Consider the following 12832-nt stretch of genomic DNA (forward strand, 5'->3'; position numbering starts at 1 on the left):
GATAATTTTACTATGATTTTGATAAACTTTTTTTAAAGTCAAAATAAAAAGAGTAATTTATGAAGAAAAAATTAAAAATCATTCTAGCAACTTCTAACGCACACAAAGTAGAAGAAATCAAAAAATTTTTAACTACTTATGAAATTTATGCCTTAAATGAAATCATCACCCCTTTTGAAGTCATCGAAGATGGTGTGAGTTTTAAAGAAAATGCTTTGATAAAATCTAAAGCCATTTTTAATGCTTTAGGTAAAAAACAAGATGAATTTATCACTTTAAGTGATGATAGCGGTATAAGCGTAGAGGCTTTAGATAATGCACCAGGGATTTTTTCTGCAAGATACTCTCAACAAGGCACTGATGAGGCCAATAGAAACAAGCTCATCCAAGCTTTACATGAAAAAAACTTACATCAAAGCAAAGCTTTTTACACTGCAGCCATAGCCATAAGCTCAAAATATGGACATTTTAGTACGCATGGATATATGCATGGCCTTGTTATTGATACTCCAAGGGGTAATAATGGCTTTGGATATGATCCTTTATTTATCCCAAAAGGTTTTGATAAAACCTTGGGCGAATTAGATGAGCAAGTAAAATTAAAAATTTCACACCGCTCGCAAGCACTAATGTTTGCTACTTACATCTTAAGAGCATTAGAAAAAATGGAGCATTGATGAAACAATTTATAAAATACATGCTTATTGCTTTTGGGCTTTATGTGTTTTGGATGTTGCTTTATTATAATTTTGCCTAAGATAATGATAACTTAAAATAAAACTTGGTAATAAAAAAAGCGAACCAAACAAAAGCAAACTCATAGCCAAAACTGTAAGCAAGCCAAAATAAATCGTTGGGATAAAATTACTACTAATCATTACCAAAAAGCCTAGAATAATCGTAACACTAGTATAATAAATCGCACTTCCTATACCCATATGTGAAGCTTTTATAGCCTCTTCTAAGCTTTTATGTTTTAATTCTTCTTTAAAACGATGAATATAATGAATCATATCATCAACCCCTATTCCTATACAAATAGCAGCTATGGTAATACTCATAATATCAAGTGGTATATTTAAAATACCCATTAAGCCAAATACTAAAGCCAAAGGTATGAGATTAGCCAAAATCGCCACAAAAGCGTAAACAAAACTTTTAAAAATCACCACAAACAAAGCAAAAATCACAAGCACCACGAAGGCTAAAGTGTCAAATTGTGATGAAAAAAGACTTTGAAGCATATTATTATACAAAGGCATAATACCACTGATTTTAACCTCTACATTATCATTTTGCAAAAGTTCTTTTAAGTCTTTTTCAAGCTGTTTTAAAAAAGCATCGCGTCTTAAATTTGGATCACTATCTAACATACGCACGCTAAATCGCAACTCATTATTTTCTACACTTACAAAAGGGGTTAAAACTTGCTTTTTAAAATTCTCATCTAAATTTTCATATAAAAACGCTAGAGCAAAATCATCTAAAGCCTTACCATTATTAATGCTTTTTCCAAGCTCTAGCAAACTTTGTAAGCTAAGGACAGAACCTATATATTTTTGCTTACTTAAAAACTCATGAACCTTAGCAGCTATTCTTGTTTTTTCACTACTAAAAAAATACCTATCATCTTTGGCCAAATCATCAAATTCTTGTTCAAACTCATCTAAACTTTCATTTTGTTTTGGATCTTGCTTAAACTTGATAATCACATCTAAAGGCATAGTTCCACCTAGCTCTTTATCTATAATCAACAAGCCTTGTTTAATCCTAGAACTATCTTTAAAATAACTCACAAAGCTATTTTCTACTTTAATTTGTAAAATTCCATACAAAGCAAAAGCCACGCAAAACAAACTTATACCATAGATAATTTTTCTATGTTTTAAGCTTGCATTTGCACAAAAACTTAAAAATTTCAATGAATTTTGATTAAGCTCTTTAAAATTTAAATGTGGCATTAATACCAAAATGCTTGCAAAATAAATATAAGCTAAAATCAAACTCACACTAATACCAAGACTCATCATAATACCAAGTTTGATAATAGGCTCAATATCTGAAAAAACAAAACTTAAAAACCCAACAACTGTGGTTAAAATAGCATAAAAACTAGGACTTGCTTTATCAAGTAAGGTTGAGAGTAAAAGCTTATAAATGCTAGCTTTTGGGTGTTTGTGTAAATTTTCTATAAAATGCACGATTAAGTGTATCACAACAGAAACAGTGATAATGAGTACCAAAGCTACATAGTTTGAAGACACTACGGTAATATCAAAGCCCAAAAGTGCGAAAATCCCACTTGAAGTAAAAAGCGAAATCACACAAATTCCCAAAGCCAAGAACACTAAGCGCAAAGAGCCAAAAAACCACCAAAGTGCTATAAATAAAAGCCCCATTAAACTAAGACCATAAATTTTTAAATCACTTTTTACATAATTAATCATATCATTAGCAATCATTTCTACACCACCAAGATGTAAAAAGTCTCCATTTTGACTATATTTAGATACTATTTTAGTAATTTCCTCTAATCTTTTTGCACTAAATTCTCTTGAGTTTTCTTGGTGTTTTTTAATCAAGGCTCTAAAATGCTCTTTTGCATTTTCACTTTTTGCATTATCTCTTGAATTAATCAAGTCATTATAAACAAGATCAGGCGCTAGATAAATCAAAATTCCCGTTGTTTTTCCATCTTTTGAGATAATATTATTTTTATAAAAGGGTTGGTTTAAAATTTCTTTTTTAGCCAGATTAATATCCACATCTTGACTAAAAATATTAGGTATATTTTGGATAAGCTCTTTTAACTCTTTACCTTTAGAACTTGCAAGTAAAGGCGCATTAGTGATAGAAAATACCTTTTGCACACCATTGATTTTTTCTAAATCAAGAGTTAAATTTTTTATAGTTTCTAAATTTTCTTTAGTAAAAATAGCTTTATCTTTAGGAGCAAAAGCAAGCATTAAAAAATTATCATTACCATAACGCGCTGAAACTTCTCTATATAGTTTCAAACCCTCATCATGCTCTAAAAGCAAGCTTTCAGCACTTGCATCAACACTTAAATTTTTAGCAAAAAAACTAAAAAATATACAAAAGATTAAAGCAATCCCCAAAGTTAGCTTTGGGAAATTAAGAAAAATTTTTAAAATTTTACTTAGCATTATTTAGAAAAATCAACACTAGAAAGCTTTTCAAGCAAGGTTTTAAAATCACCATTTTGTAAGACATCTTTAAATTGTGAGCGATAAGTTTGTATAATACTTATACCAAAAATATCTACATCATAAATTTGCCAGTCATTATTTTTATCATAAAATTTAAAGATTACAAAATTTTCTTTGCCATCTACTATCATAGAAGTTTTTAAAAAGGCTCTTTTGTTTTTTTCTTCTAAATTAATCACTTTTAATTTTTGAGAATCATACAAAGCAAGTTTATCTGTGAAACTTTTTTTAAGATTTTTTTCAAAAGCTTTGTTAAATTCATTTTTTTCATTTTCACTTAATTTTTCATATCTTGTAGAAAGACTAAGTTTAGCCATAAGCTCATAATCAAAAACACCATCAAATAAAGCAAAGATTTTTTCCGCTGCTTTGGTTTTATCATTTTTATTTTGATCTAGAATTTTTAAACTCTCATCAATTTTTTCTTGCATAGTTTTAGAAATATCTTGCAAATTTAAAGCAAATGTAAATACTACGCTAAAAAGCAAAACTATGATTTTTTTCATTTCATCTCCTTATTTGATGAGTTCTTGGCGTCTTTGTTCATACGCATCGCGTATAAAAGTATAATAATCTACACTATTTTGGTAAATATCATCTATTTTTTCATACTCAAAACTTAATTCATTAAATTTTAATGCAGCATTTACGCTTGCTCCAACCCAAAAATTCTCAATATAACCCTCAGGCACCATAAACCAATTTACAGGCAAAGCTAAAGTATCTCTTACATTATAAGGACCTAAAAGTGGAAGCACTAAGTGTGGTCCACTACCTACTCCCCATTTGCCCAAAGTCGTTCCAAAATCAGCCTCATAACTTTTTAAAGGAGTTTTGCTCGCACTATCTAACAAACCAAATCCAAAAATCACATTCACACAAAATCTTCCAAATTCCTCGCCAGCTTTTCTAAATTCTAAACTTAAAAGGTGATTGATAAATCTAAAAGGCGATCTTGTGGTATCAAAAGCATTTTTTACTCCTGTTCTTATAAAACTTGGAGTAACACTTTTATAAGAAAGTGCAACCGGTCTTAAAAAATAAGTATAAAGATCATAATTAAATTTACTCATAGCTTTATTATAGGTATAAAAGCTATCTTTGACTTCTTTTTTTTGATATTCTTGTTCAAAATCTTCAAAGTCATTGGCTAAAATCAAAGTATTAAAAAATAAACACAAACTTAGTATGTATTTTAACAAGCTTTTTCCTTTTAAAATTTCATAAATTAAAATCTTAAATTATACAAAAATTAAAATAAATTTTTACATTAAAATGCTTTTAAAATATTCTTTAAAAAAATTAAAAATTTTTATTTGCTTATGGAATAAGTCTTAGAAAATATGCAAAAAATACAAATTTATTTTTGCTTTTAAAAATAAGCTATAATTTTTTAAAAATTTACTACTAAAAGGATAAAAAATGAAAAAAATTTTCACCCTACTTTTTTTGTGCATTTTCAGCTATGGCGCTGATGTAAATATCGCTGCAGCTGCAAATGTAGCTTATGCTTTTAAAGCCTTGCAAAAAGAATTTCAAAAAGAAAACCCTGATATTAGTATCAATGTAAGCTTAAGCGCTAGTGGAAATTTAGTCTCACAAATCAAAAATGGAGCGCCATTTGATATATTTATGGCTGCAAATATGAAATTTGCACAAAGCTTGTATGATGATAATTTTGCTAGCACAAAACCTATTATTTATGCTCAAGGAGCTTTAGCTTTACTCAGTGTTAGAATGGATTTAAGCAAAGGATTAGACACACTCAAAGAAGAAAAAGTAAAAATCATCACCATAGCTAATCCCAAAGCTGCTCCTTATGGTCAAGCTAGTATAGAAACTTTACAAAATGCTAAAATTTATGAGCAAACAAAAGCTAAAATCATCGAGTCAAAATCTATAGGAGAAGCGCTTACTCAAACACTAAAAGCAGCCGATATGGGTTTTATAGCAGCAAGTGCTTTATATGAAGATACGCTAAAATCTTATAAACTCCAAGAAGGAAAAAATTATATTTTAATCAATCCAAAGCTTTATGAACCAATCAATCAAGGCATTATCATCACTTCTTATGGCAAAGATAATGCCAAAGCTAAGAAATTTTATGATTTTATTTTAAGCAAAAAGGCTAAGGAAATTTTCAAGGCTTATGGCTATAATATCCCATGATTAAAGCTAAAATAAATACTATAAAAAATCATGAAAATATAAACTGGGTAGAATTTCTTACAAATAAACATAAATTATATATGCTTGCTTTAGAACTTGATGAAAAAGCAAGCATTAATCAAGAAGTTTTACTTGCTTTTAAAAGTAGCGAATGCCTGCTTAGTAAAAAAAATTTAGAAAACTCATTTTTAAATACCTTTTATGCAAAAATCATTGATATTTTCCAAGGACAAATCATCACTATCATAAGATTAGAAAATGAAATTTGCACTTTCGAAGCTCAAATTAGCACCCATGAGTTTTTAGAGCAAGACTATCAAAAAAATGATTTTATATTTGCTTATGTACATCCTAGCGCTTTATTTATCAAAGAGTATTTATGCTAAAACTTGACTTTGAAAAAATCTTTAAAAATAAAGAAAAAGAATTTAAACTTAAGGTTAAATTTGAAGTTAAAGAAGGAGAATTTTGTGCTATTTTTGGAAAAAGTGGTAGTGGTAAAACTACGCTTTTGAGAATTTTAGCAGGTTTTGAAAAAGCACAAGGAATTTGCACTTTTAATAATACTGTATTTTTTGATGATAAAAACTTTCTAAGTCCACAAAAAAGAAAACTTGGCTTTGTTTTTCAAGATTATGCTTTATTTGAAAATATGAATGTAGAACAAAACTTACTTTTTGCCAAAAAAGATCTAAAATTTGCTAATGAACTTTTAGAACTTTTAGATTTAAGCAAACACAAAAAAAGTCATATTTTAGAACTAAGCGGTGGACAAAAACAACGCGTAGCTTTAGCAAGAGCTATTATGCAAAAACCCAAACTTTTACTTTTAGATGAGCCATTTAGCGCCTTAGATAATGAGATAAAACTACACTTACATGATTATCTTTTAAATATACATAAAACTTATAAAATCACTACTATTTTAATCAGCCATGATGTAAGTGAAGTTTATAAACTGGCTAATAAAGTCATTATTTTAGAAAATGGAGCTATCATCAAAGAAGGCTCGCCTAATGAAGTTTTTTTAAAGACGCAAGGCTCACAAAAATTTGCTATAAAAGCACGCGTTTTAAAACTACAAAAGCAAGATAGCATATTTATAGCCATACTTGCCATAGGTAATCAAATCAGCCAAGTAGCACTAAGCCCTTTAGAAGCTAAAGATTTTAAAGAAAATGATGAAGTGCTTTTGAGTCAAAAAGCTTTTGCGCTAAATTTAAGTAAAGTATAAAAAACTATAACTTGTATTAACTCGACACTTTAAGCCTTTTGGCTTAAAGCACATTCATACTTTGTATCATTACTTTTGCTTTACATTCAGCACAGCAATATAGTGTTTTTATCTTAGCTTCATCGCCCATAAATCTTGGCTTCATAATGCTAGCGATTTTTTCAATGGCCTTTTTAGTAGCAAATTCTTTCCCACACTCTACACAAGCAAAAAGTTCATCTTGAGCTAAAACCATAAAAGAAAAATACTCTTTTTCTAAATCTATCCCACTTCTTTGAAGTATCAAAGTATCTTTTTCAGCACAACTTGCCTCACAATATCCACAGGTAGTACATAAGCTTGCATTAAATTTCAAAGAATTATCCTTAGCATCAGCTACTAAAGCTCCTACATTACAAGCTCCCACACAAGAAAGACATAAGGTACAAGTGTCTGTATTGATAGTGATTTTTCCATAGCGTATCCATTCTTTGCTTGGAATATTGCCTAAATTTTCTTCTTTTATAAGCTCTCTTAATCTTATAGCAAAATCTTCTCTTTTTAAAAGCGCAGGATTATAAGAAATAAATTTAAGATTTTCTATAAAATGTGCTTGATTTATAGCCTCTAAAAGTTCTTTTTCATCTTTAGCTAGAAAAATTGCATTTTGTTTAAATTTTCTTTGAAAAATTTCATTCATCAAAGCTATCACTTCTAAAGCACCTTGCGATAAGCCATCACTATAAAAAATCACACTCGCACCACTTGTTTGAAGCATAGCTAAAAAATGTGCTTGATCAAGATAGTTTTCGCCTTTAATCATAAAAGGCATTACATCTTCTTTTAAAGTGATATTTAAATTTTCTATAGACATTTTTTCAGGAATAATCAAGATAATTTTATCTTCATAAAATTTTAAAATTTCATAAAAGCTATTGCGTGGCATAGGTGCATAATCAAGCGCGCCACTAGGACAAATCCCTACACAATCACCGCAACTTAAACAATCTACATGAGAAAATTCTAATTTCCTTTGTTCATCATCTTTTAAAATAGCCACACTAGGACAAATTTCAGCACATTTTCCACAATGGATACTTCTTCTTTCATGGTATTGACAAATGCTATCATCATAACTAATATAATTTCTAAATTTATATTTTGGAGAATTAGAATTTAAAAGCTTTACAAGTTCTTCTTGACTCAAAGTAGTTAAATCATAGCAACCACTTTGCTGATCAAAACTTTCTTTTTTTACATCATATAAGAAAAAATCACAATCAATCTCTACTTGCTCATCATCTTTTAAAGCTATCACACAAAGCTCGCCCACGCAACCTAAAACGCCCAAACATTGCTCATTGCTTAGTTTTAAAACCTTGTATTCTTGTTTTTTTAAGCTTTTTATAAGCTCGTTTTGATCCTCATTGCTTACAATAATTACATTTTTGCCCACTTCTTTGGTGTATTCTAAATCAAGTCCCAAATCATAAACTTTAGATCTAATCTTGTATAAAGACTCAATAGTTTTAGCTTTTTTTAGCACATCATCTTGTGAGTTTTTAAGATAAAAATTAATCTCAGGCGCATAAACTTCAGGGTTTAAAAGCTTTGAATTTCCTATAAAAACTTCTTCATCACAGGCTTTTTGAACTATGCTAATATCATCGCTTAGGGGAATTAAATCTTCATTTTCTAAAAATACAAAATCTTTCATAATACTCTCTTTTAAATTTTTTAATCTTAATTATATAAATTTCATTATAAAAAAGTTATAATTTTACTAATTTATTCTTAAGGTTTAAGATGAACAAATTTAGAAATTTTCCACCCATAAACACGCTTATAAACGATGAAAACTTGGCTAATTATCCTTTGTATTTAAGATCTCATTTTGCAAAAATAGTTGTTTCAAATTGTAAAAAAGAACTAAGTAAAAATGAAAATTTAAATTTTAGCTTGCAAGATTTGCTAAGTAAAATTGCTCAAAGTATTGATGAGTTTTTAAATATGCAAAGTCAAAGTTTGATCAATGCTACTGGAGTTATCATTCATACTAATCTTGGTCGTAGTATTATCGATGAGAGTATTTTTGAAAGAACTAAAGAAATCATCTGCTCTTATTCAAATTTAGAGTTTAACATGCAAAGTGGCAAAAGAGGCTCAAGGTATGACGCACTTAGTGCGAATTTAAAAATATTATTTGATTGCGAAGATTGTCTGGTTGTAAATAATAACGCCTCGGCTGTATTTTTGATCTTAAACACCTTAGCAAAAAATGAAGAAGTTATTACTTCAAGAAGTGAGCTAGTTGAGATTGGGGGAAATTTTAGAATTCCTGAAGTTATGCTAGCAGCTGGTGTTAAGCTAAAAGAAATAGGCACGACTAATAAAACTCATTTATATGATTATGAAAAAGCCATCAATGAAAATACTAAGATGATTTTAAAAACTCATCGCTCTAATTTTGCTTTTAAAGGATTTTTTGAAGAAGTAAGCTTAAGCGAAATTCATGCTTTAACAAAAAAGAAAAAACTCATATCTTATTATGATTTGGGTGCTGGCTGGTGTGAAAAAATTAATAAACAACTTAGCAAAAACGAGCCAAGTGTGAAAGAGCTTTTAAAACATTGTGATATTTTAAGTTTTAGCGGTGATAAACTTTTTGGTTCTACTCAAGCAGGCATTATACTTGGAAAGAAAAAATACATTCAACAATTAAAGAAAAATCAACTTCTAAGAATGTTAAGGGTTGATAAAATCACTCTAGCTTTTTTAAATGAAACTACCAAAGCATACTTAGAAAAAGAATATGAAAAAATTCCTACACTAAAACTTTTAAATGATGATTTAAAAACCATAGAAAAAAAAGCACTCTTTGTCAAAGAAAAAATTCCTATTAAATGTGAGTTAAAAGCTTCTAAAAGTTTAGTAGGCGGTGGCTCTATGCCTGATAAAAGCTTAGATACTTTTGTGCTAAGTTTTGATGAGAAAGCTTTGCTTTTACAAGAAAAATTTAGAAAAAAAGGTGTGATTGGCCGTGTTGAAAATGGGCATTTTGTGCTAGATTTTAGAAGTATTTTAGAAAAAGATTTAAACCGTTTAATCCACGCTATCAAAGAGGTATTTTATGCATAGTATTATCATAGGCACTGCTGGGCATATTGACCATGGTAAAACTTCGCTTATTAAAGCTTTAAATGGTTTTGAAGGTGATGATTTAAAAGAAGAGCAAGAAAAAGGTATTACGATTAATCTTAGCTTTTCAAATTTAAAAAGTGAAAATTTAAATATTGCTTTTATAGATGTGCCTGGACATGAAAGTTTAATTAAAACTATGATAAGTGGTGCTTTTGGCTTTAGAGTATGTATGTTTGTCATAGATATAAACGAGGGTTTGAAGACTCAAAGTATAGAGCATTTAAGGGTTTTGGAATTTTTAGGCGTAAAAGATGTAGTGCTTATTTTAAGTAAGGTTGATTTATGCAAGGATTTAGCGCAAAAACAAACAGAGCTTTTAAAAGAATTAAAAGCCTTTAAAATCAATATCTTAAAAGTTTTTCCAACAAGCATTTATGATGAGCAAAGTATATTAAATTTAAAAAACTATCTACTTAGTTTAAAGCCTAAAGAAAATGATAAAAATTTGATTTTCAGATACTACATTGATAGAGTTTTTTCTCTAAAAGGTATAGGAACGGTAGTAACAGGAAGCTTAAATGAAGGAAAAATCAGACAAAATGAAAAAATCTTTTGCCTTGAAAATCAAAAAGATATCATTGTAAAAAATATACAAATTCATGAAGAAAATGTTTTAGAAGCAAAAGCTTATAATAGAGTTGCTTTGAGTTTAAATTGTGATTATCATGAGTTAAAAAAAGGCTATGTATTAAGCAAAAAAGGTGTTTTTAAAAGCTTTAAAAGTATCGATGGGATTGTTTTTAATACAGAGATTAAACACGGGAGCATTTTAGAATTTTGTAGTGGTTCAAAAAAGCTTAATGCAAAAATTAGTGTAATCAAAGAATTTGAAGATAAAACTTATATTAGTTTAGAGTTTGATAAAAGCCTACCTTTGTGTTTTGATGATAAATTTATCTTGCTTGAAAATGGGCGTATTAAAAGTAGCGGTGTAGTATTAAATGCAGTGAGTGAGCCTTTAAAGAAAGATATAAAAGCTAAGTATTTAGCACTTTTAGAACAAAAAGATTTTAAAAAAGTATTTGAGTTTTTAAAACAAACTCACAAACTTGGCTTTGGCTTACTTTCAAGCTATCAACGCTTTAAACTCACTCATGAGCAAGCTTTGAATTTAGCAAAAAGTTTAGATCATGTTTTTGTTGATGAGCAAGCTTTAAATGTATACGATCTAAATGCTATGCAAACTTTGAAAGAATTTATTGATTTTGTTTTCTCTAAAAATCCTTATGCTTTAATCTCGCCTCATTCTATCGCCTTAAGGCTTAGCTGGTCAAGTGAGAGTTTTTGTGCTTATGTACTCAAGCAAATGCAAGAAAAATTAGATTTTAAAGATGGCATATGGTTTTTAAAAGGACAAAATTTTGAAAAACTACAAGAAAAGGCTCATTGTGAGCTTTATGAAATTTTAAAAAAAGAAGGCATAAAACCTACCGCACCTTATAATCTTTATGAATATTTAGAGCTTGATAGGAAAAATGGAGATCTTATTTTAAAAAAACTCACCAAAGAAAACAAAGTCAAAAGATTAGCGCATAATCTTTTTATAGAAAAAAATGCCCTTGAAAATCTCATGCAAGAGTTTTTAAAGCTTTTGCAAGATCATCATTTAGATGTCACTTTTGTAAAAAATCATTTTCAAATTTCAAGAAAATACGCCATAGCTTATTTAGAATACCTTGATAAAAACTATCCTCAAGTGATAAAAATCGAGGAAAAAAGAATGCTAAAAGTCTAAGTGTTAAAATTTACATTTTATAATGATAAAAATTTAAATTAAAGGAAAAAAATGAAAAAATCTCTAGCTCTTTTAACTCTTGCTAGCTCTTTATTTGCTGCAAATAATGAAGAAATTATTAATTTTTTTAAGAAAAATCCAAATTTATCAAATGCAAATATTAGTGTTTCTAGTAGAGAAAAAATTCCTGATACTAACTTTGAAGCCGTGATAGTTAATTTTGAAATTAGTGGTAAAAATTTCCAAGAAATCGTTTTCACTCAAGATAATATCATCACAACTGAAGTAATTGATGTAAAAAAAGGTGAGTTTTATTCTCAAGTTTATCAAGCAAAACTCATGGAAAAACAACAAGCTGAATTTTCAAAAAAAGCCTTAGTGGAACTTAAAAAAGAAAAAATGTTTGTTTCTTTAGGTGATAAAAACAAACCTTTACTTTATGTATTTAGTGATCCTGAATGTCCATATTGTAGAATGCATTTAGATAAAATAGAAGAAACACTAAAAACCCATCAAGTGAAATTTATCTTAACCCCTATCCATGATACAAGCGCATTTGAAAAATCTGCATTAATCTATAAAGAAAGTAAAAACGCTAAAGATGATGCACAAAAAATTGCTATCATGAAAAAATACTATGATAAAGATATAAAAGATTATAAAAAACCTAGTGAAGCTGAAGTTAAAGCAGTAAGAGAAACTTTTGCAAAATACTCTAAACTTGGTCTTCGTGCCGTACCAACCATAATCGATGCTCAAAAATAATCTTTTCTTACTTGTGCTTGCACTATTTTTAAGTGCTTGCACAGGCCCTATGCAAACTTTTATTCAAACAAACAATGAAGGTATTTTCCTGCATGCTAATAAAAATCAAAGTTTTTCTTTACACATCAACAACCCTTCAAAATTAAACACAAATTTAGAAGCTAAGCTCACTCAAAAATTACAAAATTTAGGATTAGTTTTAAATAATGAACAAAGTGATTATAAAATTTATATCAATATAGTAGATTTTAAAAAATTTTCTTACGCACAAAGGCTAATTGCCTCTAATGCGAGATTTTTTTATAATGACTTTGATAAAATAGATGATGTTTTTGAAATGGAAGTAGAAAATTACTATCTTTTGCAAGTTAATTTACAAATTAGCTCCAAAAACTCTACTCAAAGCACCTCGCTTTTAGCAAGAACTGCTTATCTTAGCAATATAGACAGAGCCAAAGACTCTTTAGAGGAAAAAATTGCTAATCAAATAACAAGCTTTTTTTATATGTATTAAAGATG

The 12832-nt window shown here is 28.7% G+C and carries 12 protein-coding genes; 8 read left to right on the forward strand and 4 right to left on the reverse strand.

What is annotated here, in order from left to right; translation table 11 throughout:
• Positions 1–59: 59 nt before the first annotated feature.
• Positions 60–677 carry an RdgB/HAM1 family non-canonical purine NTP pyrophosphatase gene (gene rdgB / locus ACOTVC_RS03015; protein WP_421627678.1) on the forward strand — a complete coding sequence of 206 codons (618 nt, stop codon included), beginning with the start codon at positions 60–62 and terminating at the stop codon, positions 675–677.
• 24 nt (positions 678–701) lie between these two features.
• Here the strand turns inward: rdgB and ACOTVC_RS03020 are convergent, their stop codons facing one another.
• Genes ACOTVC_RS03020 through ACOTVC_RS03030 form a run of 3 tightly spaced genes read right to left on the reverse strand, consistent with a single transcriptional unit; the run spans position 702 to position 4432 of the window.
• Entirely contained in the window at positions 702–3167 is a 2466-nt protein-coding gene (locus ACOTVC_RS03020; RefSeq protein WP_214116184.1) for an efflux RND transporter permease subunit, read from the reverse strand.
• Positions 3167–3736: an ABC transporter substrate-binding protein gene (locus ACOTVC_RS03025; RefSeq protein ID WP_214099166.1), complete on the reverse strand. Its 570-nt coding sequence runs from the start codon at positions 3734–3736 to the stop codon at positions 3167–3169. The genes ACOTVC_RS03020 and ACOTVC_RS03025 overlap by 1 nt, the downstream gene beginning before the upstream one ends.
• Positions 3737–3745: 9 nt before the next feature.
• On the reverse strand, positions 3746–4432 hold the full coding sequence (locus ACOTVC_RS03030) for an MlaA family lipoprotein (protein ID WP_214099165.1): 687 nt from the start codon (positions 4430–4432) through the stop codon (positions 3746–3748).
• 220 nt (positions 4433–4652) lie between these two features.
• Here ACOTVC_RS03030 and modA point away from each other — a divergent pair, with 220 nt between their 5' ends.
• Genes modA through ACOTVC_RS03045 form a run of 3 tightly spaced genes read left to right on the forward strand, consistent with a single transcriptional unit; the run spans position 4653 to position 6633 of the window.
• Complete coding sequence (gene modA / locus ACOTVC_RS03035; protein WP_421627681.1) at positions 4653–5399, forward strand: molybdate ABC transporter substrate-binding protein; 747 nt, start codon at positions 4653–4655, stop codon at positions 5397–5399.
• Positions 5396–5785 (forward strand): hypothetical protein, encoded by a 390-nt coding sequence (locus ACOTVC_RS03040; protein WP_257929414.1) that lies wholly within the window; start codon positions 5396–5398, stop codon positions 5783–5785. Before modA ends, ACOTVC_RS03040 begins: the two co-directional genes overlap by 4 nt.
• Positions 5779–6633, forward strand: a complete 855-nt coding sequence (locus ACOTVC_RS03045) for a sulfate/molybdate ABC transporter ATP-binding protein (protein WP_214115197.1) — start codon at positions 5779–5781, stop codon at positions 6631–6633. Before ACOTVC_RS03040 ends, ACOTVC_RS03045 begins: the two co-directional genes overlap by 7 nt.
• Positions 6634–6676: 43 nt before the next feature.
• On the opposite strand, the gene ACOTVC_RS03050 is transcribed toward ACOTVC_RS03045, so the two are convergent.
• Positions 6677–8329 (reverse strand): 4Fe-4S dicluster domain-containing protein, encoded by a 1653-nt coding sequence (locus ACOTVC_RS03050; RefSeq protein ID WP_257929415.1) that lies wholly within the window; start codon positions 8327–8329, stop codon positions 6677–6679.
• An 89-nt stretch (positions 8330–8418) separates the two neighbouring features.
• Here ACOTVC_RS03050 and selA point away from each other — a divergent pair, with 89 nt between their 5' ends.
• Genes selA through ACOTVC_RS03070 form a run of 4 tightly spaced genes read left to right on the forward strand, consistent with a single transcriptional unit; the run spans position 8419 to position 12827 of the window.
• Entirely contained in the window at positions 8419–9750 is a 1332-nt protein-coding gene (gene selA, locus ACOTVC_RS03055; RefSeq protein WP_421627683.1) for an L-seryl-tRNA(Sec) selenium transferase, read from the forward strand.
• Positions 9743–11548, forward strand: coding sequence for a selenocysteine-specific translation elongation factor (gene selB, locus ACOTVC_RS03060; RefSeq protein WP_421627685.1), 1806 nt, complete (start codon positions 9743–9745; stop codon positions 11546–11548). The genes selA and selB overlap by 8 nt, the downstream gene beginning before the upstream one ends.
• Before the next feature lie 51 nt (positions 11549–11599).
• A complete protein-coding gene (locus tag ACOTVC_RS03065; RefSeq protein WP_214116170.1) occupies positions 11600–12313 on the forward strand; it encodes a thioredoxin fold domain-containing protein in 714 nt (237 codons plus the stop codon).
• Positions 12300–12827 (forward strand): hypothetical protein, encoded by a 528-nt coding sequence (locus ACOTVC_RS03070; protein ID WP_214116168.1) that lies wholly within the window; start codon positions 12300–12302, stop codon positions 12825–12827. Before ACOTVC_RS03065 ends, ACOTVC_RS03070 begins: the two co-directional genes overlap by 14 nt.
• The last annotated feature ends 5 nt before the right edge of the window (positions 12828–12832 follow it).

The sequence above is a fragment of the Campylobacter sp. GB48 genome (assembly GCF_049221845.1).
Lineage (GTDB): Bacteria > Campylobacterota > Campylobacteria > Campylobacterales > Campylobacteraceae > Campylobacter_D > Campylobacter_D lari_C.

Bases quoted from the DNA above. Each gene is read 5' to 3' on its own strand.
- rdgB (WP_421627678.1), top strand. From the start codon at position 60: ATGAAGAAAAAATTAAAAATCATTCTAGCAACTTCTAACGCACACAAA.
- ACOTVC_RS03020 (WP_214116184.1), bottom strand. From the start codon at position 3,167: ATGCTAAGTAAAATTTTAAAAATTTTTCTTAATTTCCCAAAGCTAACT.
- ACOTVC_RS03025 (WP_214099166.1), bottom strand. From the start codon at position 3,736: ATGAAAAAAATCATAGTTTTGCTTTTTAGCGTAGTATTTACATTTGCT.
- modA (WP_421627681.1), top strand. From the start codon at position 4,653: ATGAAAAAAATTTTCACCCTACTTTTTTTGTGCATTTTCAGCTATGGC.
- ACOTVC_RS03040 (WP_257929414.1), top strand. From the start codon at position 5,396: ATGATTAAAGCTAAAATAAATACTATAAAAAATCATGAAAATATAAAC.
- ACOTVC_RS03045 (WP_214115197.1), top strand. From the start codon at position 5,779: ATGCTAAAACTTGACTTTGAAAAAATCTTTAAAAATAAAGAAAAAGAA.
- ACOTVC_RS03050 (WP_257929415.1), bottom strand. From the start codon at position 8,329: ATGAAAGATTTTGTATTTTTAGAAAATGAAGATTTAATTCCCCTAAGC.
- selA (WP_421627683.1), top strand. From the start codon at position 8,419: ATGAACAAATTTAGAAATTTTCCACCCATAAACACGCTTATAAACGAT.
- selB (WP_421627685.1), top strand. From the start codon at position 9,743: ATGCATAGTATTATCATAGGCACTGCTGGGCATATTGACCATGGTAAA.
- ACOTVC_RS03065 (WP_214116170.1), top strand. From the start codon at position 11,600: ATGAAAAAATCTCTAGCTCTTTTAACTCTTGCTAGCTCTTTATTTGCT.
- ACOTVC_RS03070 (WP_214116168.1), top strand. From the start codon at position 12,300: ATGCTCAAAAATAATCTTTTCTTACTTGTGCTTGCACTATTTTTAAGT.